Source organism: Pantoea hericii, assembly GCF_014155795.1.
GTDB lineage: Bacteria > Pseudomonadota > Gammaproteobacteria > Enterobacterales > Enterobacteriaceae > Pantoea > Pantoea eucalypti.
In genome coordinates this window covers 199,806-216,392 of sequence record NZ_SCKV01000003.1, presented here as the reverse complement: position 1 = coordinate 216,392, position 16,587 = coordinate 199,806, and the positions used below count along the sequence as shown (strand labels likewise).

Here is a 16,587-nt window from a genome sequence, read left to right as displayed (position 1 = left end):
CGGTTCCGCACCGGCCACCGCATTTACTGAAAGGCGCGCAACAGCGTCTCCAGCGGCCTGACCAGCGCAATCACCGTTTCATCCTGCACCTGCGCAGCGGCATCGAGTGTCGCATGCATCTCCGCCACTTCGCTGGCACCAAACGCCTGATTGCGGACGTAAGCATTCACCAGCGCGAGGCCCATGGTGCTCAGCACCTCAATCTGCTGCACGCTGTGTGCCAGCGGCTTCAGCGTCGCGCTACCGTTGATGATCGGCATTACCGCAGTCGTGTTGGCCTGCCAGCGCTGCAGCGGCGCACGAACTGCGGAGGCAGCGGCCGGGTTATTACGGTTGGCGATTAACACGGCGACATGCTGCGCCAGCTGGCGCACCGCCTCACTCTCGGCAGGCAGCACATCCGCCAGCCGGTTTAACGGCTCGTGATAGTCGTAATGGCCCGCCTGAAACTTCAGATGCTGGCGGGTGTAGTACTGCGCCGGTTCCAGCACCTCAGCCAGTATTTGCAGTGGGGCAATATCGTGCCCGTTGGCCAGCCGCATCATCTGCTGCTCCGTCTGGGCTTGCTGCAGCGTTCCCACCGATACAGTGCTCCAGCGATCCATCGCTGACAGCCGCGAATACATTGAATCCATGTTCGTGACATCCTCTGCCGACCATAACCGCTCAGCCACCACAAAGGCGCGCGGCCACAATTTGGTATCAATAATCTGGCTGTTGATGTTTTCCGCCCACAGCGCTGCCTCACCACCCAGCAGATTGTGCTGCACCTGTTCTGGCGTGGGCAGCACGGGCGCGATGCCCGCCGGCGGCTGCATCAGGCGCTGACCGCTGGTGGGATAACGGACGTTGCCTACCAGCACATAGCCTTTGAGGGACGGCTGCTGCAGCGTGAACACCGGCTGGAACGGTCCCATCCAGCTATCCACGCTGAACTGCACCTGCTGCGTCGAGAGCCAGTTGATCTCACGGATCATCCGCCGGGACTTGCCGTCGAAGTCGATAAAACCGCGCCAGCCCGACTCGCCCTGAATGAGCGTAAAGCTGCCCTTCACCGGGCTGCCTTTGAGGCGCGGCATCGTGAATGACCAGCTCTGCGCCTGATCGCCGGGCCGCAGACGATCCAGGCCGTTGAGCCCGCGCGGCGTGACCTCATTGCGGTAGTGATAGCTGGCAGGCTGGGGCTGATCGAGGTAGAACCCGGTGGAGAGAATGCCGCGCGTGTTCTCTTTTGCCAGCGCACTCAGCGTATCCTGGCCCTGCCACGACTGGATCAGAATGCTGCGCGGCAGATCGGGATGGGCGATCTCATCCCAGCCCACCATCTGACGGTGATGGGCTTCCAGGATCTTTTCCACCCGCTGATTGAAGTACGCCTGAAGCGCATGCGCATCTTTCAGATTGTGATCGCGCATGAACTGCTGAATCGCGGGTGAGTCGTTCCACTGGGTGGGATCGACTTCATCGCCGCCGATGTGTAGCCAGGGGTCGGGGAAGATCGCCGCCATCTCACCCACCAGCGTGTCGATCACCTGATAAACCTGTTCGTTACTGGGATCGAGCAGCGGTTTAAAGACGCCCCAGCCGCGCTCCATCTGATAATTTCCCGGTCTGCTTATCAGCTCCGGCATCGCCACCGCCAGCGCAGAGGCGTGTCCCGGCATATCCAGCTCAGGCACCACACGCACCCCACGCTCGGTGGCATATTTCACAATCTCCCGCATCTGCTGCTGACTGTAGTAGTTGCCATCGCTGGCTTTCTGCTGCAGCTGGGGATAGTGGCTGGAGGCAAAGCGCCAGCCCTGATCGTCAGTGAGATGCCAGTGAAAGACGTTCATTCGCGCGGCGGCCAGGCCGTCGATCTGACGTTTAAGTGTCTCTACCGGCATAAAGTGGCGCGCTGTGTCGATCAGCACACCACGCCACGGAAAGCGGGGATGATCGTGGATGGTCACGTAAGGAATCGTCGTGCCCTGTGCACCGTTCTGGATAAGTTGCAGCAGGGTTTCCATACCGCGCATCGCGCCAAAACGGCTGGGTGAAGTTAACAGGACGCCGTCGCCATCGACCTGCAACTGATAGCTCTCATCGCTGTCGGGCAGTGGCAGCGGGTCCACCGCCTTTGCAATGACGATACGTATAGTCGGCGCGGCCACCGGCTGGGATGCAGGCAACAGCGGCCAGCCCGTCTGGTTACTGATTCGCGCCAGCCAGCGTGCTTCCGCACCTGCCAGATGATCACCTGAGATTTGCAGCGTCAGTTGCGGCGTCAGGGTAAGTGCACCGCCACTGGCGGGCTGCTCCACCTGCTGCGGCCAGGGCATCAGTGGCAGCGGACTGGCCAGGACGAGTGGACAAAAGGCTGAAAGCAGGAGCAGAGAACGGGGTAACCACATTGGCGGGCATCCTTGTGACGTCAACGTTTTAACAGGGCATAACGTTGATTAAAGTTGCTGCACGCCAATACGCCAGTTAATCACCCGGAAACCTGATCTCAAAACCTGATTCTTACCTCAGTCGGCATTCCCTGCCGTGTTGAATCTTCCTTGTTTCAGGTCAAAACAGAACGCAATAATTCGCAGCAATCACTACATGTAGGGGATATAATCCATCAAACACCTATATGTAGTTTACGGAGAGAGAAATGGCGACGGTGGTCATCAAGCGTGATGGATGTCGGACGGGTTTTGATGCGCAGCGTATTGAGCAGGCCGTCGCGGCGGCGGCACAGGCAGCAGAGGTCAATGACCTGGCCTGGTGCACGCAGGTCGCTGAGCAGGTTGCCCTGCGGCTGGCCGATCGTCCGGAAGTGGATATCCGGGAGATTCAGTGTGCAGTGGAAGAAACGCTGATGGCGGGCCCATACCCGCAGCTGGCGCGCGCTTACATTGAATACCGGCACGATCGCGATGTCGCTCGCGATCGTCAGAGCCAGTTACATCACGCCATTCGCGGCCTGGTCGATCAGACCAACGCGGCGCTGCTGAATGAAAATGCCAACAAAGACAGCAAAGTGATCCCGACGCAGCGCGATCTGCTGGCCGGGATCGTGGCAAAGCACTACGCGCAGCAGCAGATCCTGCCGCGCGATGTGGTGCTGGCGCACGAGCGCGGCGAGATCCACTATCACGATCTCGACTACTCGCCCTTCTTCCCGATGTTCAACTGCATGCTGATCGATCTGAAAGGTATGCTGACCAACGGCTTCAAAATGGGCAATGCTGAGATCGAGCCGCCTAAATCGATCGCCACCGCCACCGCCGTCACGGCGCAGATCATCGCCCAGGTCGCCAGCCACATTTACGGTGGCACCACCATAAACCGCATTGATGAAGTGCTCGCTCCGTTTGTTGAGCAGAGCTATACCCGGCATCTGGCGATTGCTGAGCAGTGGCAGATTCCACAGGCAGAAGAGTATGCACGCCAGCGTACGGAGAAAGAGTGTTACGACGCTTTTCAGTCGCTGGAGTATGAGGTGAATACCCTGCACACCGCCAATGGCCAGACGCCGTTTGTCACCTTTGGTTTTGGTCTGGGGACTGACTGGGCAGCGCGGCTGATTCAGCAGTCAATTCTGCGCAACCGACTGGCGGGGTTGGGTAAAAATCGCAAAACAGCGGTGTTTCCAAAACTGGTGTTCAGCATTCGCGAGGGCGTTAACCGCCGGGCGGGCGACGTTAACTACGACATCAAGCAACTGGCGCTGGAGTGTGCCAGCAAGCGGATGTATCCCGACATCCTCAATTACGATCAGGTGGTGAAAGTGACCGGCTCATTTAAAACGCCAATGGGCTGCCGCAGCTTCCTGGGCGTTTATGAAGAGAATGGCGAGCAGATTCATGAAGGGCGCAATAATATCGGCGTGATCAGCCTGAATCTGCCGCGCATTGCGCTGGAAGCAGGCGGCGATGAGGCGCGTTTCTGGAGGCTGCTCGATGCGCGCCTGCTGCTGGCTAAGCGGGCGCTCATGACGCGGGTGGCGCGGCTGGAGAAAACCAAAGCACGCGTCGCGCCCATCCTCTACATGGAAGGCGCCTGTGGCGTCCGGCTGAATGCGGATGATGAAGTCGGTCCTATTTTCCGAAACGGCCGTGCATCGCTGTCGCTGGGCTATATCGGCCTGCACGAAACCCTGAATGCACTCAGCGGCGGTCATAAACACCCTTACGATGACGCGGCGCTGCGTGCTAAAGGTGTGGAGATTATCGCCTGTATGCGTGATGCCACCGAGCGCTGGAAAGAGGAAACCCGCTACGGTTTTAGCCTTTACAGCACGCCGAGCGAGAATCTGTGCGACCGCTTTTGCCGTCTTGATGCCGCGCAGTTTGGCCTGGTGCCGGGCGTCACCGACAAGGGCTACTACACCAACAGCTTCCATCTCGACGTTGAGAAGAAGGTCAATCCTTACGACAAAATCGACTTTGAAGCACCCTATCCGCCGCTGTCGAATGGCGGATTCATCTGTTACGGCGAATACCCGAATGTGCAGCACAATCTCAAAGCGCTGGAGGATGTCTGGGATTACAGCTATGACCGCGTGCCCTATTACGGCACTAACACACCGATTGATGAATGCTACGAGTGCGGCTTCAACGGCGAGTTCACCTGTACCAGCCGCGGCTTTACCTGCCCGAACTGCGGCAACCACGATCCGGCGCGCGTCTCTGTCACCCGACGGGTCTGTGGCTATCTGGGCAGTCCGGATGCACGGCCGTTTAACGCCGGTAAGCAGCAGGAAGTGCAGCGTCGGGTAAAACATCTTGAAGAGGGACCGCTGGGATGATGCATATCCATCGCTACTATGATGTCGATATTATTAATGGTCCCGGCACCCGCTGCACACTGTTTGTCGCCGGTTGCGAACATCAGTGTCGCGGCTGCTACAACCAGAGCACCTGGCGGCTCGACTCCGGCGTGCCCTTTACACTTGAGATGGAGGAGCAACTGCTGGCGGATTTGCAGGATACGCGCATTCCGCGCCAGGGATTGTCGCTGAGCGGCGGCGATCCGCTGCATCCGCAAAACGTGCCGCACATCCGCCGTCTGGTAAAACGGGTGCGGCAGGCGTGCCCCGATAAAGATATCTGGCTCTGGACCGGTTACCGGATGCAGGAGCTGAACAGCGCGCAGCGCGCTGTGCTGGACTATCTCGACGTACTGATCGATGGTCGCTTTGTCGAAGAAGAGAAAGATGCCACGCTGCAATGGCGCGGCAGTCGTAATCAGATTATCTGGCCGTTACGCTGAGTGACGCGGGATATCGCCTGACTCAATGACAGTGACACTCTCACCTCCCTGGGTGAAAGCCTGCTGGTGCAGACAGCGCGCGACGTCGCGCGCATGCACGGCGCGCCAGTTACCCGGCAGCAGCGCGAAAAGTGGCCCCGCCAGGCTTTCACCGCCGCGCTTCTGCTTGCGCTCTCCCAGCAGCAGTGAAGGCCGCACCAGCGTCAGGCGCGGCCAGCCCTGATGACGCAGCGCATTCTCCATTTCACCTTTAACACGATTATATAAAAACGGTGAGTGACGACTGGCGCCGTGCGCGCTGACCACCAGCATCTGCTTCGCCCCTAAGCGTAATCCGCACAATGCACTGTCCACGACCAGAGTGTAATCGACGTGGATGAATGCCTGTTTGCTGCCCGCCTGCTTACGCGTGGTGCCAAGACAGCAGAACACCGTATCCAGTGAACAGTCCAGCGGCCCCAGCACATCGGTGAGATCGGCTTCAACCGGGTTCACGACTTTCTGCATCACAGGCAGTGGCCGTCGGGTTGGCGCGATGATTTCATCGACGCGCGGATCCTGAATCAGTAAGCGCAGCAGATGCGACCCGACTAAGCCGGTTGCACCGGTCAGTAATACGCGATTCATCTCAGATTCGTCCTTATTTCACTGCGTATAGGTTAAAAGATAGCTGATCTTCACGGGCTGGCTTGCATTCTGACTCTCAGCGACCAGACTTACAGCGTTATCCGGAAAGCGCGCCTCGCGCTCCACAAATTTCAGGAGGAAAAAGATGAGCAAGAAAGTTGCGGTTTTAATTACCGATGAATTTGAAGACTCAGAATTTACTTCACCTGCGGAAGTGTATAAACGCGCTGGTTTTGAGGTGGTTACCATTGAGAAACAAGCCGGTAATGTTGTTAAAGGCAAGCAAGGCGAAGCGGAAGTGACCATCGATCGCAGCATCGATGACGTCAGCCCGGCTGAATTTGACGCCCTGCTTCTGCCAGGCGGTCACTCGCCTGACGCCCTGCGCGGCGACGATCGTTTCGTGGCCTTTACCAAAGAGTTTGTTGCCAGCGGCAAGCCCATTTTTGCCATTTGCCACGGGCCACAGTTGCTGATCAGCGCGAATGGCGTTCGCGGTCGCAAGATGACCACGGTTAAAGCCGTTGCCATTGACCTGATCAATGCCGGTGCTGACTTCCATGATAAAGAAGTGGTGGTAGACGGCGATAAGCTGGTCACCAGCCGCACGCCGCACGATTTACCGGCCTTTAATCGTGAATCCCTGCGGATCCTCGAAGCGCTGTAAACCCGATACGCCCTTTTCAGCTGAAAGGGGCGTTTCTATTTTTCCCGCACCCAGGCAATTTTCTTGCCGAATCCCAGCGCATTATCCGTCATTTTCACCTCATCCAGCTCAATCTCCCACAGCGGTGCCGACACTTTGCGTGAGACCGGAAAACGTTTCTGGTAAGCGGCTCTGGCAATCTGCTCTGTGGCCTCCTCCAGCCTTTTAATCCGGCCACGATACTGCACCCCTTTTATCAGCAACACACTTCTGGGCTGACCATTAACGGTGCCCGCCACCTGCGGATTCTGCACCATCAACTCGCCATGGCGGGTATCGGGTTCGGTCATGATCCAGAAGACCATGCGCGTCTCATCAAAGACGTAATAGCAGTTAGCGCACCACAGCTGATCGTCGGCGGTACAGCAGAGTGAAAGCACATGCTGCTTTCTGAGGTAGCGAACCAGATGGGCGTGATCGGACAAGATAAACTCCTGGCGGTGCACCAGAGCGTGAAGCGCGCTACACTGCCCGGCACCTTTTTTTGGGAAATGATTGCGATGAGTCAGCAGTGGCAACTCTACATCGTCCGCACGGCGAAAGGGATTCTGTACACCGGCATCACCACGGATGTGGTGCGCCGGGTCGCTCAGCACCAGAGCGGGCGTGGCGCACGTGCGCTACGCGGCAAAGGTCCGCTGGACCTGGTGTTTCACTGTGCAGCGGGCGATCGTGCCAGCGCCTCCAGACTGGAGTATCAGGTTAAGCAACTGCCCCGCCAACAGAAATTACTGCTGGTGGCGGCTCAGCCGATCAGTCTGGAGAGCTGGCTGAGTATTACGGCTGGCGATTAAAGGGTTCGGCGTAGTCGATCTGCCCTTCCGCGCCGTCATAAGCATTCTCCGCCAGACGGTAGACCTGGAATGCGGCCTCTGTTCCCGGCCAGCGACTGCGCAGACCGTAACGTGCCGCCGGTTCAAAACCAAAACGGTTGAACAGCGCCGGATCGCCCAGCACGACGACCGCGCTGTAGCCAAATTCATTGAGCGTATCCAGCCCCTCATAAATCAGCTTGCTGGCCAGACCCTGGCCGCGTAGCGTCTCATCGACGGCCAGCGGTGCCAGAGCCACCCAGCCGCGATCTTCACCCTGAACGCTGACCGGACTGAATGCGGCATAACCCAGCACCTGTCCTTCCTCATCAGTGGCGACCACGCCGAGCGTCAGCAGACCATCTTCACGCAGCGCCTGAGTCAGTTCCGCTTCTGCCGGGGTGCTGAAGCAGCGTTTGAGCAATGCGTCGATGCCCGCGGCATCAACACCAATTTCGCTACGGATCAACATGCGGCACCCGCGCGCGCCCGTGCGGCCTTCGCGTCCTGTTTCATACCGGCATCGATAAATTTCGCCATCTGTTCAATTGCCGTGCGTAACGCGGTGGGCATAGCCTCAGGTTCAATAGCATCCATTACGTTCTTCACCTCAAGTCCCAGTTCAGTGTCACCTTCAATCACCAGCCGGCGTTGAAAGAACAGCATATCGGGATCTGCTTTACGTGCTGCCACCAGCAACAGATCATTGGCATTGCCCCGAAACCAGACATCCGCTTCGGACTGTTGCAATACCGCCAGTCGGCCGTCCTGCAGCGTGGTGATCCAGTGCAGATTGAGATCGGCAATCTCGATACCCAGCAGGCGACCGTTCAGAAAGTCTAACTCACCTTCAGCCAAAGCATGGCGAAATTGCCAGTTTAAGAGTTGTTGCAGAATCAACTGTTTGACCGGAAATGGGGTGAGTGCTGCGGGTAACCCTAAGATTTTAGGGCCGTTTTTTACAAAATGGGCATGTATCCGCTCTAACACTTTCGTCACTCCCTTTAGAAAATTTTACGTATATTGCCATATCCTTTTCTGCGCGCCTCCTCTGAGATCAATAAAAACGGCTGCGGTGGCAAGGAAAAAAGTGCCGCCAGTACGGATGAACTGGAATTTTTCTGCCCCAAATCAACACTCTTGCCGGATCAGATGCCTAGACTCGACGCCCATCGCATGTTGAGAGGAACATCTATGGAACTGCTCTGTCCGGCAGGAAATTTACCCGCCGTCCGCACCGCCACAGAGAATGGGGCTGATGCAGTCTATGTGGGACTGAAAGATGACACCAATGCCCGTCACTTTGCGGGCCTGAATTTCACCGATAAAAAGCTGGCTGAAGCGGCGCGCTATCTGCATCAGCATCGGCGCAAACTGCATGTGGCAATTAACACGTTTGCCCATCCGGATGGTATGGGGCGCTGGCAGCGGGCAATCGATGTAGCGGCGCAAAACGGCGCCGATGCGCTGATCCTGGCCGATATCGCCACGCTGGAATATGCCGCGAAGCACTATCCGCAGGTTGAACGTCATCTCTCTGTCCAGGCTTCCGCGACCAATCTGGAAGCGATTCGCTTTTACCATCGCCACTTCAATCTGCAACGTGTCGTGCTGCCGCGCGTGCTGTCGATTCATCAGGTTAAACAGCTGGCGCGTAGCACGCCGGTGCCGCTGGAAGTGTTCGCCTTTGGCAGCCTGTGCATTATGGCCGAAGGCCGCTGCTACCTCTCCTCCTGGCTGACTGGCGAATCACCTAACAGCGCGGGCGCCTGCTCCCCGGCGAAATTTGTGCGCTGGCAGCAGACGCCAAAGGGCATGGAGTCACGTCTCAATGAAGTGCTGATTGATCGCTACGCGCCGGACGAAAGTGCAGGTTACCCGACGCTATGTAAAGGGCGTTATGAGGTTAACAATCAGCGTTATCACGTGCTGGAAGAACCCACCAGCCTCAACACTCTGGAGCTGCTGCCGGAACTGCTGCGGGCAGGCATCGCCTCAGTGAAAATCGAAGGCCGTCAGCGCAGCCCCGCCTATGTTGCTGACGTGGCACGCGTCTGGCGTCAGGCCATCGATCGCTGCAAAGCGCAGCCGGAACAGTTTGACGTCGCGCCGCAGTGGATGCAGACGCTGGGCGACCTCTCCGAAGGCACGCAAACCACGCTGGGTGCTTATCACCGTGAATGGCAATAAGGAGTCATGATGCAATATGCCCTTGGGCCGGTGCTCTGGTACTGGCCAACCGATACGCTGGAAGATTTCTATCAACAGGCTGTCCGCAGTCGCGCAGATATTATCTATCTCGGCGAAGCGGTGTGCAGTAAACGCCGCGCCACGCCCTATGCGCGCTGGATGGATCTGGCCCGCGAAGTCGCGGCCAGCGGCAAACAGGTAGTGCTGAGCACGCTGGCATTGCTGCAGTCACCCTCTGAGCTGAAAGAGCTGCAGCGTTACGTTGAGAACGGCGAGTTTCTGATTGAAGCTAATGATATCGGCGCGGTCAATATGGCCGCTGAACGTCACCTGCCTTTTGTCGCGGGCCCGACGCTGAATGTCTATAACGCTGACACGCTACAACTGCTGGTCAAAGAGGGCATGACGCGCTGGTGTATGCCGGTGGAGATGTCCCGTGACTGGCTGCTACAGCTGCTGGAGCAGTGCGAGAGACGAGGTATCCGGCAGCAATTTGAGGTGGAGGTGCTGGGCTACGGTCATCTGCCGCTGGCGCTCTCGGCGCGCTGCTTCACCGCCCGCTCGGAAAACCGCGCGAAAGATGACTGCGAAACCTGCTGCATCAACTATCCAGCAGGCCGTCGCGTTAACTCTCAGGAGGGACAGCAGGTGTTCGTCCTCAATGGCATTCAGACCATGAGCGGCTACTGCTATAACCTGGGTAACGATCTGGCCGGTATGCGCGATCGGGTTGATTGTGTCCGGCTCTCGCCGCAGGGTGTCACGACGCTGGCGGAGATCGACCGTTTCCGCGCCAATGAAAACGGCCAGGCACCGTTAATGGTCGCGAAAGGCAGCGATTGTAACGGTTACTGGCGCAAACTGGCGGGTATGACGCTGGTCTCCTGAGTAAAAGCACATACCGGCTATATTCCTGCACAGGTTAGCAGTTTTAATAGAAGGAATGATGCGTAATACTTAATGGCGCAGGCCTTCACTTAATGCCTGCGCCATTCAACGGGAGTAGTCATGTCTGATAAAAAACCTCTTCGCCTGTCCGTACTGGATCTTGCGCCGATTCCACAGGGCGCGACCGCACGGGATGCGTTCCATAATTCACTGGCGCTGGCGCGTCAGGCTGAAAAACTGGGTTTCGAACGCTACTGGCTGGCTGAACATCACAACATGACAGGGATTGCCAGCGCCGCGACGTCAGTGCTGATTGGCTATCTGGCGGCGAATACCGAGACCCTGAGGCTGGGATCGGGCGGCATTATGCTGCCTAACCATGCGCCGCTGGTCATCGGCGAGCAGTTTGGCACGCTGGCTTCCCTCTATCCTGGGCGTATCGATCTCGGCTTAGGTCGGGCGCCAGGTTCTGACCAGCGCACCATGATGGCGCTGCGCCGTCATCAGGCCAACATGCATATCGACACCTTTCCCGAAGATGTCGCTGAACTGATTAACTGGTTCGATGCTGACGCGGATGCGCAGCTGCCAGTGCAACCCGTACCCGGTCTGGGTCTGAAAATTCCGGTCTGGCTGCTCGGCTCCAGTCTTTACAGCGCACAGCTGTCAGCAAAAATGGGCCTGCCGTTTGCGTTTGCCTCCCACTTTGCGCCTGACCAGCTGTTCCAGGCCTTGCACGTCTATCGCGAGAACTTCAAGCCATCGACGCGTCTCGATAAGCCTTACGCCATGGTCTGCATTAATGTGGTCGCCGCTGATAATGAGCGTGATGCGCGTTTCCTGTTTACCTCAATGCAGCAGCAGTTTATTAACCTGCGCCGCGGCAAACCGGGCCCGCTACCGGCACCGGTTGAAAACATGGATAACCTCTGGTCACCGTCAGAACAATATGGTGTTCAGCAGGCGCTCAGCATGTCACTGGTCGGCGATATTGATAAGGTGCGTCATGGGCTGGCCTCACTGATGCGTGAAACCCAGGCGGATCAGATTATGGTCAACGGCCAGATTTTTGACCGCGATGCGCGCCTCAAATCCTTTGCCATTGCGATGGAAGCGGCAAACAGCCTCTAATCAGTTTTGCGGTGGGCGGCGGGTCTCCGTGCTCACCGCCAGTTCACGGCTGTCCCTCGCCGGTGATTGCCCATACAGGCGGCGATACTCCCGGCTGAACTGTGACGCGCTCTGATACCCCACCCGATAACCTGCCGTACCGGCATCCAGCTTTTCTACCAACATTAAACGCCGTGCCTCATTCAGCCGAAGCTGTTTCTGGTATTGCATCGGCGTCATGGCAGTGACGGCTTTGAAGTGATGATGCAGTGAAGAGATACTCATGCCGACATTACTGGCAAGCTGATCGATTTTCAGCGGCTGATGAAAATTCTCCCGCAGCCAGCGTGCAGCCTGTGCCACCCGACTGCCCGGCCGCTCAGCCAGCGCCATGTTTAAAATCCGCGAGCCTTCTGGCCCGGTCAGCAACCGGTAGAAAATCTCCTGCTCAATGAGCGGAGCCAGAGCATCAATATCTTCGGGATGGTCAAGCAGGCGTACCAGTCGAATGACCGCATCCACCAGCAAAGGTGAGACTTTGTGTACGGTGACGCCGCGTTCATCAGGTGCGATCGCCAGCGGCAGCGCGGGAGGAAACTTTTCAAGATAGCGCCTCAGCCGGGATTCGTTGATGGCAATACCAATCCCCAGATTCGGCTTTTCCGGCGTGGCGACAGTCACGCAGGCGCGTACCGGCATATCGAGAGTCACCAGCAGCAGATCACCCGGCCCATAGTGCAGCACCTCATCACCCATATGCAGCGCTTTACTGCCCTGCGCCACCAGCGCAAAACTGGCCCATTGAGCAAAGTGCATGGGCTCAGTGGGCGCTGAAACCCGGCCAAAAAACAAGCAATCGATGGCACTGGAATGCCGGCCATCCTCCGGCGCATGACGGGCAATTAACTGTGCCAGCGCCTGCCACTTATCACTCTCTGTCACTCTGTTCTTCCCCCTCCTGCTCGCTGTGCTGATATTACCTGACCTCCGGCCAAATACCTGTTGCGATAAGGCACTTTTGCAGGATTGTGCAAAAAGCTTGCAGGATTGCGCTACCCGCTTCTCAGCACCAGCGCGCATAGTCTTTCGACGCAATCATTACGGCGGAGAATGACATAATGAAAGCACTGCAGAACAAAATCGCACTGGTGACCGGCGCCTCGAAAGGCATAGGTGCGGCGATTGCTATCGCCTTTGCCGCAGCGGGCGCACGCGTCGTGGTCAATTATCGTCAGGATGAAGTCGGGGCCGCTGACGTAGTCAGCGATATCATCACCCTGGGCAGTGAAGCCGTGGCAGTTCAGGCAGATATCTCTCGCCTGCGGGATGTGGAACGACTGTTCGCCACCACCGCAGACTGTTTCGGCGCACCTGACATTGTGGTGAACAATGCAGGCAGCTTTCATCACGGCGAGTTTGAGGCGCTGACACAGGAGGAGATGCAGCAGCAAATTAACGTTAACCTGCTCGGCACGCTGATGGTCTGTCAGCAGGCGATTCGCCACTTCCCCGCGCACGGCGGCAGCATTATTAACCTCAGCGCCCTTAACAGTAAAAACAGCACGCCGGGCTCCGTACTCTGGGCAGCCACCAAAGGTGCGGTGGATACCCTGACTCAGGGACTGGCGCGCGAGCTGGGTGCCAGGAACATACGGGTTAACGCCCTGGCGCCTGGCATGATCCTGACTGAGGGATTACTGGCAGCGAAGAGGATGAGTCCGCAGCTCAAAGCGCAGCTGCTGGCGGCTACGCCGCTGGGGCGTTTTGGTCTGCCAGAGGATGTCGCGCAGGTGGCGCTTTTTCTGGCCTCTGAGGAGTCCGCCTATGTCAGCGGAGAGCGCGTCATGATTAGCGGCGGTGCCTGACGGGCATAAAAAAAGGGAAGCCAGTGGCTTCCCTTTTTACTACGACGCTAAGTCGTTATGCATCACGACGACGTGGAGCGGCAGCTGCGCCTTCTTCACGACGTGGACCACGGCTACCTTCACGGTTAAATGTACGTCCACCGCCTTCACGACCACCTTCACGGCGTTCAGAAGAGAAGCGACGACCACCTTCACGGTTAGCTGCGCCCGGACCGCCAGCACCTGGACCACGACGCTCACCGCCAGCTGGACGACGATCACCACGGCCTTCGTTTGGCTGTGCATCACCCAGCAGCTGCATATTCATCGGTTTGTTCAGAATACGCGTACGGGTGAAGTGCTGCAGCACATCGCCTGGCATGCCTTTCGGCAGCTCGATAGTTGAGTGGGTGCCAAACAGCTTGATGTTACCGATATAGCGGCTGCTGATGTCGCCTTCGTTAGCGATAGCGCCAACAATGTGACGAACTTCAACACCATCATCGCGGCCTACTTCAATGCGGTACAGCTGCATTTCACCAACGTCACGACGTTCGCGACGTGGACGGTCGCCATCACGGCTTTCGCGGTTTTCACGCGGAGCACGATCGCCACGCGCTTCACGGCTGTCACGACGGCCATCACGCTCGTCACGATCGCGGTATTCGCGACGTGCAGGACGTGGTGCTTCTGGTGGCAGAATCAGAGGACGTTCGCCCTGTGCCATCTTCAGCAGTGCAGCTGCCAGTGTTTCCAGATCCATTTCATCTTCAGGCTGCATTTTAGCCAGCAGAGCACGGTACTGATCCAGATCGCTGCTTTCCAGCTGCTGCTGTACTTTCGCGGCAAATTTAGCCAGACGACGCTCACCCAGCAGTTCTGCGTTAGGCAGTTCAACTTCAGGAATGGTCAGCTTCATTGTACGTTCGATGTTACGCAGCAGACGACGCTCGCGGTTCTCAACGAACAGCAGCGCACGGCCAGCACGACCGGCACGACCGGTACGGCCGATACGGTGAACGTAAGACTCTGAATCCATCGGGATGTCGTAGTTCACAACCAGGCTGATGCGCTCAACGTCCAGGCCACGGGCCGCAACGTCGGTTGCAATCAGGATGTCGAGACGACCATCTTTCAGGCGTTCCAGCGTCTGCTCACGCAGTGCCTGGTTCATGTCACCGTTCAGCGCGGCGCTGTTATAGCCACTACGCTCCAGCGCTTCTGCCACTTCAAGCGTCGCGTTTTTAGTACGCACGAAGATAATAGCAGCATCAAAGTCTTCAGCTTCCAGGAAGCGAACCAGTGCATCGGTCTTACGACCATAAGCAGTCCAGTAGCTCTGGCTGATATCAGGACGCGTGGTCAGGCTTGACTGAATACGCACTTCCTGTGGATCTTTCATGAAGCGTTTAGTGATACGACGAATCGCTTCCGGCATAGTTGCAGAGAACAGCGCAGTCTGATGATCCGCTGGAATCTGTGCCATGATGGTTTCAACGTCTTCGATGAAGCCCATACGCAGCATTTCATCAGCTTCATCCAGCACCAGACCACGCAGGTTAGACAGGTCTAACGTACCGCGTTTCAGGTGGTCAAGCAGACGACCAGGCGTACCTACAACAACCTGTGGACCCTGACGCAGTGCGCGCAGCTGCACGTCATAACGCTGGCCGCCGTAAAGGGCGACGACGTTCAGGCCACGCATGTGTTTAGAGAATTCGGTAACTGCTTCAGCAACCTGTACCGCCAGTTCGCGGGTAGGTGCCAGCACCAGGATCTGTGGCGCTTTAACAGTAGGATCAATGTTGTGTAACAGCGGCAGAGAGAAAGCCGCAGTTTTACCACTCCCGGTCTGCGCCATGCCTAACACGTCACGGCCCGCCAGCAGGTGAGGAATACACTCAGCCTGGATTGGGGATGGCTTTACGTAGCCCATGCCATTCAGTGATTCAAGGATGTCGGCGTTCAGGCCAAGGTCAGCAAAAGTGGTTTGAATATCAGTCATGTAGTACACGTGCCTCTTAGATTGCGGCGGCCAGTCTACATAACTCGTCGTGAAAACTTTCAGTCATTTTCATCAAAAAGTGTGAACCGGCTCAAATTAAAAGTTTTGACGAACAGAAAAGCCTTCATCCTTTAAGATGATGACTTAACAGGTTTTACAGGCAAATTAAGTTCGTCAGCTATTGCTGGTCAGATTCTGATAAATCGTCTTGTGCCTGGCCGAGTTGCGCCAGTTCCAACAATGCGTATCGGTGTTCAACAAAGTTATTGACGTTGTTGGCCACCGCCAGTTTGAACAACGCTTTCGCGTCGTCCTTCTCCCCCAGACTTAGGTAGTACTTACCTAAATAGAAGTTGGTTTCACTGAGATGTTCAGCGAGCGAGGTGTTATCCGTTGCGTCCGCCTTGAGACTTTCCATCAACGTTTTCTCGTTGATATCTCCAAGGTAGAACTCGACAATATTCCATCCCCATTGATCTTTCGCCGCTTTGTCGTAACGCTGTTGAAGCGCCACTTTTGCCTTGTCAGCATCCATCTCACGTTCAACGAGATAGAGCCACAGACTGCGGAAAGGATCGTTAGGATCGTCTTGATAAAACGCCAGCAGATCATCTTGCGCTAACTTGTATCGACCGCCGTAATAGAGGGCGATACCACGGTTTAAATGCGCATAGTTGTAAGTTGGATCAAGCTCAAGTACAGAATCAAACGCGTCATAGGCGGCATCAAAGTTGCCCGCCTGCGTTAAATATATGCCTAAGTAGTTAAACACTTCGGGCATATCTGGTCTTATAGACAGCGCTTGCGAAAAATCGTTCCGCGCTAATGCCCGCAGACCTAAACTATCATACAACACTCCGCGCTCATATAACAGCTGTGCGCGTTCATCATCGGTGAGAGCGCGACTGGCAAGAATTTGTTCCATGCGCGCCAGTATCACTTCCTGCTGCAGTGTGGGCTGTAAAGGCACTGCAAGAACTTCGTTCTTACGCCAATTGGAGTTGCTGCATCCTGCCAGCGTCAAAGCTGTCGCAACAAAACACCAGCGCAGAAAAGGCTTCATTTCCCACTCCCGAATACAAACATTGGGATAACCATCCTGTCATCCGCCTGCTGTGCACAAGGATTCCCGCCCTCGCGATGATACAAACGCCCCTC

The 16,587-nt window shown here is 56.8% G+C and carries 17 protein-coding genes; 8 read left to right on the top strand and 9 right to left on the bottom strand.

Going from position 1 to position 16,587, the window contains the following annotated elements:
- Nucleotides 1-23 precede the first annotated feature (23 nt).
- The gene (locus tag H7K52_RS08105) at nucleotides 24-2,396 is read right to left on the bottom strand and encodes a beta-N-acetylhexosaminidase (protein WP_182629909.1); all 2,373 of its coding nucleotides are present in this window, start codon (nucleotides 2,394-2,396) and stop codon (nucleotides 24-26) included.
- Between the two features lie 248 nt (nucleotides 2,397-2,644).
- Here H7K52_RS08105 and nrdD point away from each other — a divergent pair, with 248 nt between their 5' ends.
- Together nrdD and nrdG are read left to right on the top strand one after the other, a co-directional pair.
- Entirely contained in the window at nucleotides 2,645-4,783 is a 2,139-nt protein-coding gene (gene nrdD, locus H7K52_RS08100; RefSeq protein ID WP_182629908.1) for an anaerobic ribonucleoside-triphosphate reductase, read from the top strand.
- Entirely contained in the window at nucleotides 4,783-5,247 is a 465-nt protein-coding gene (gene nrdG, locus H7K52_RS08095) for an anaerobic ribonucleoside-triphosphate reductase-activating protein (RefSeq protein ID WP_181162224.1), read from the top strand. Before nrdD ends, nrdG begins: the two co-directional genes overlap by 1 nt.
- On the opposite strand, the gene H7K52_RS08090 is transcribed toward nrdG, so the two are convergent.
- Complete coding sequence (locus H7K52_RS08090) at nucleotides 5,239-5,874, bottom strand: NAD-dependent epimerase/dehydratase family protein (RefSeq protein WP_003851041.1); 636 nt, start codon at nucleotides 5,872-5,874, stop codon at nucleotides 5,239-5,241. The two genes, nrdG and H7K52_RS08090, sit on opposite strands and share 9 nt — an antisense overlap.
- A 145-nt stretch (nucleotides 5,875-6,019) precedes the next feature.
- On the opposite strand from H7K52_RS08090, the gene H7K52_RS08085 reads away from it, so the two are divergent.
- Nucleotides 6,020-6,541, top strand: coding sequence for a type 1 glutamine amidotransferase domain-containing protein (locus H7K52_RS08085; RefSeq protein ID WP_003851045.1), 522 nt, complete (start codon nucleotides 6,020-6,022; stop codon nucleotides 6,539-6,541).
- A 35-nt stretch (nucleotides 6,542-6,576) separates the two neighbouring features.
- On the opposite strand, the gene H7K52_RS08080 is transcribed toward H7K52_RS08085, so the two are convergent.
- Nucleotides 6,577-7,005 (bottom strand): YhbP family protein, encoded by a 429-nt coding sequence (locus tag H7K52_RS08080; RefSeq protein WP_039658932.1) that lies wholly within the window; start codon nucleotides 7,003-7,005, stop codon nucleotides 6,577-6,579.
- 75 nt (nucleotides 7,006-7,080) lie between these two features.
- Between H7K52_RS08080 and H7K52_RS08075 the strand changes: the two genes are divergently transcribed.
- Nucleotides 7,081-7,374 carry a GIY-YIG nuclease family protein gene (locus H7K52_RS08075; protein ID WP_033743118.1) on the top strand — a complete coding sequence of 98 codons (294 nt, stop codon included), beginning with the start codon at nucleotides 7,081-7,083 and terminating at the stop codon, nucleotides 7,372-7,374.
- Here H7K52_RS08075 and H7K52_RS08070 read toward each other — a convergent pair.
- Complete coding sequence (locus tag H7K52_RS08070) at nucleotides 7,358-7,864, bottom strand: GNAT family N-acetyltransferase (protein WP_008925429.1); 507 nt, start codon at nucleotides 7,862-7,864, stop codon at nucleotides 7,358-7,360. The two genes, H7K52_RS08075 and H7K52_RS08070, sit on opposite strands and share 17 nt — an antisense overlap.
- Nucleotides 7,858-8,382: a ubiquinone anaerobic biosynthesis accessory factor UbiT gene (ubiT, locus tag H7K52_RS08065; protein ID WP_003851052.1), complete on the bottom strand. Its 525-nt coding sequence runs from the start codon at nucleotides 8,380-8,382 to the stop codon at nucleotides 7,858-7,860. The genes H7K52_RS08070 and ubiT overlap by 7 nt, the downstream gene beginning before the upstream one ends.
- A 204-nt stretch (nucleotides 8,383-8,586) precedes the next feature.
- On the opposite strand from ubiT, the gene ubiU reads away from it, so the two are divergent.
- The 3 genes from ubiU to H7K52_RS08050 all read left to right on the top strand — a co-directional run bounded on the left by ubiU (nucleotide 8,587) and on the right by H7K52_RS08050 (nucleotide 11,601).
- Complete coding sequence (gene ubiU, locus H7K52_RS08060; protein ID WP_008925428.1) at nucleotides 8,587-9,582, top strand: ubiquinone anaerobic biosynthesis protein UbiU; 996 nt, start codon at nucleotides 8,587-8,589, stop codon at nucleotides 9,580-9,582.
- Nucleotides 9,583-9,591: 9 nt separating this feature from the next.
- Nucleotides 9,592-10,470 carry a U32 family peptidase gene (locus H7K52_RS08055; RefSeq protein ID WP_008925427.1) on the top strand — a complete coding sequence of 293 codons (879 nt, stop codon included), beginning with the start codon at nucleotides 9,592-9,594 and terminating at the stop codon, nucleotides 10,468-10,470.
- 120 nt (nucleotides 10,471-10,590) lie between these two features.
- On the top strand, nucleotides 10,591-11,601 hold the full coding sequence (locus H7K52_RS08050; RefSeq protein ID WP_182629907.1) for a luciferase-like monooxygenase: 1,011 nt from the start codon (nucleotides 10,591-10,593) through the stop codon (nucleotides 11,599-11,601).
- On the opposite strand, the gene H7K52_RS08045 is transcribed toward H7K52_RS08050, so the two are convergent.
- Complete coding sequence (locus H7K52_RS08045) at nucleotides 11,602-12,522, bottom strand: AraC family transcriptional regulator (protein ID WP_003851054.1); 921 nt, start codon at nucleotides 12,520-12,522, stop codon at nucleotides 11,602-11,604. It lies immediately after the preceding gene.
- Between the two features lie 176 nt (nucleotides 12,523-12,698).
- On the opposite strand from H7K52_RS08045, the gene H7K52_RS08040 reads away from it, so the two are divergent.
- Nucleotides 12,699-13,445 (top strand): SDR family NAD(P)-dependent oxidoreductase, encoded by a 747-nt coding sequence (locus tag H7K52_RS08040; RefSeq protein WP_008925425.1) that lies wholly within the window; start codon nucleotides 12,699-12,701, stop codon nucleotides 13,443-13,445.
- Nucleotides 13,446-13,500: 55 nt separating this feature from the next.
- On the opposite strand, the gene H7K52_RS08035 is transcribed toward H7K52_RS08040, so the two are convergent.
- The 3 genes from H7K52_RS08035 to nlpI all read right to left on the bottom strand — a co-directional run bounded on the left by H7K52_RS08035 (nucleotide 13,501) and on the right by nlpI (nucleotide 16,492).
- Nucleotides 13,501-15,429, bottom strand: a complete 1,929-nt coding sequence (locus H7K52_RS08035; RefSeq protein ID WP_003851058.1) for a DEAD/DEAH family ATP-dependent RNA helicase — start codon at nucleotides 15,427-15,429, stop codon at nucleotides 13,501-13,503.
- Nucleotides 15,430-15,445: 16 nt separating this feature from the next.
- A complete protein-coding gene (gene yrbN, locus H7K52_RS19040; protein WP_098053093.1) occupies nucleotides 15,446-15,502 on the bottom strand; it encodes a protein YrbN in 57 nt (18 codons plus the stop codon).
- Between the two features lie 105 nt (nucleotides 15,503-15,607).
- The gene (gene nlpI / locus H7K52_RS08025; RefSeq protein WP_003851059.1) at nucleotides 15,608-16,492 is read right to left on the bottom strand and encodes a lipoprotein NlpI; all 885 of its coding nucleotides are present in this window, start codon (nucleotides 16,490-16,492) and stop codon (nucleotides 15,608-15,610) included.
- Between the last annotated feature and the right edge of the window lie 95 nt (nucleotides 16,493-16,587).

Coding starts and splice junctions, on each gene's coding strand:
- H7K52_RS08105 (WP_182629909.1), bottom strand. CDS start 2,396: ATGTGGTTACCCCGTTCTCTGCTCCTGCTTTCAGCCTTTTGTCCACTC.
- H7K52_RS08085 (WP_003851045.1), top strand. CDS start 6,020: ATGAGCAAGAAAGTTGCGGTTTTAATTACCGATGAATTTGAAGACTCA.
- H7K52_RS08090 (WP_003851041.1), bottom strand. CDS start 5,874: ATGAATCGCGTATTACTGACCGGTGCAACCGGCTTAGTCGGGTCGCAT.
- nlpI (WP_003851059.1), bottom strand. CDS start 16,492: ATGAAGCCTTTTCTGCGCTGGTGTTTTGTTGCGACAGCTTTGACGCTG.
- ubiU (WP_008925428.1), top strand. CDS start 8,587: ATGGAACTGCTCTGTCCGGCAGGAAATTTACCCGCCGTCCGCACCGCC.
- H7K52_RS08070 (WP_008925429.1), bottom strand. CDS start 7,864: ATGTTGATCCGTAGCGAAATTGGTGTTGATGCCGCGGGCATCGACGCA.
- nrdG (WP_181162224.1), top strand. CDS start 4,783: ATGCATATCCATCGCTACTATGATGTCGATATTATTAATGGTCCCGGC.
- H7K52_RS08035 (WP_003851058.1), bottom strand. CDS start 15,429: ATGACTGATATTCAAACCACTTTTGCTGACCTTGGCCTGAACGCCGAC.
- H7K52_RS08040 (WP_008925425.1), top strand. CDS start 12,699: ATGAAAGCACTGCAGAACAAAATCGCACTGGTGACCGGCGCCTCGAAA.
- nrdD (WP_182629908.1), top strand. CDS start 2,645: ATGGCGACGGTGGTCATCAAGCGTGATGGATGTCGGACGGGTTTTGAT.
- H7K52_RS08050 (WP_182629907.1), top strand. CDS start 10,591: ATGTCTGATAAAAAACCTCTTCGCCTGTCCGTACTGGATCTTGCGCCG.
- H7K52_RS08055 (WP_008925427.1), top strand. CDS start 9,592: ATGCAATATGCCCTTGGGCCGGTGCTCTGGTACTGGCCAACCGATACG.
- H7K52_RS08075 (WP_033743118.1), top strand. CDS start 7,081: ATGAGTCAGCAGTGGCAACTCTACATCGTCCGCACGGCGAAAGGGATT.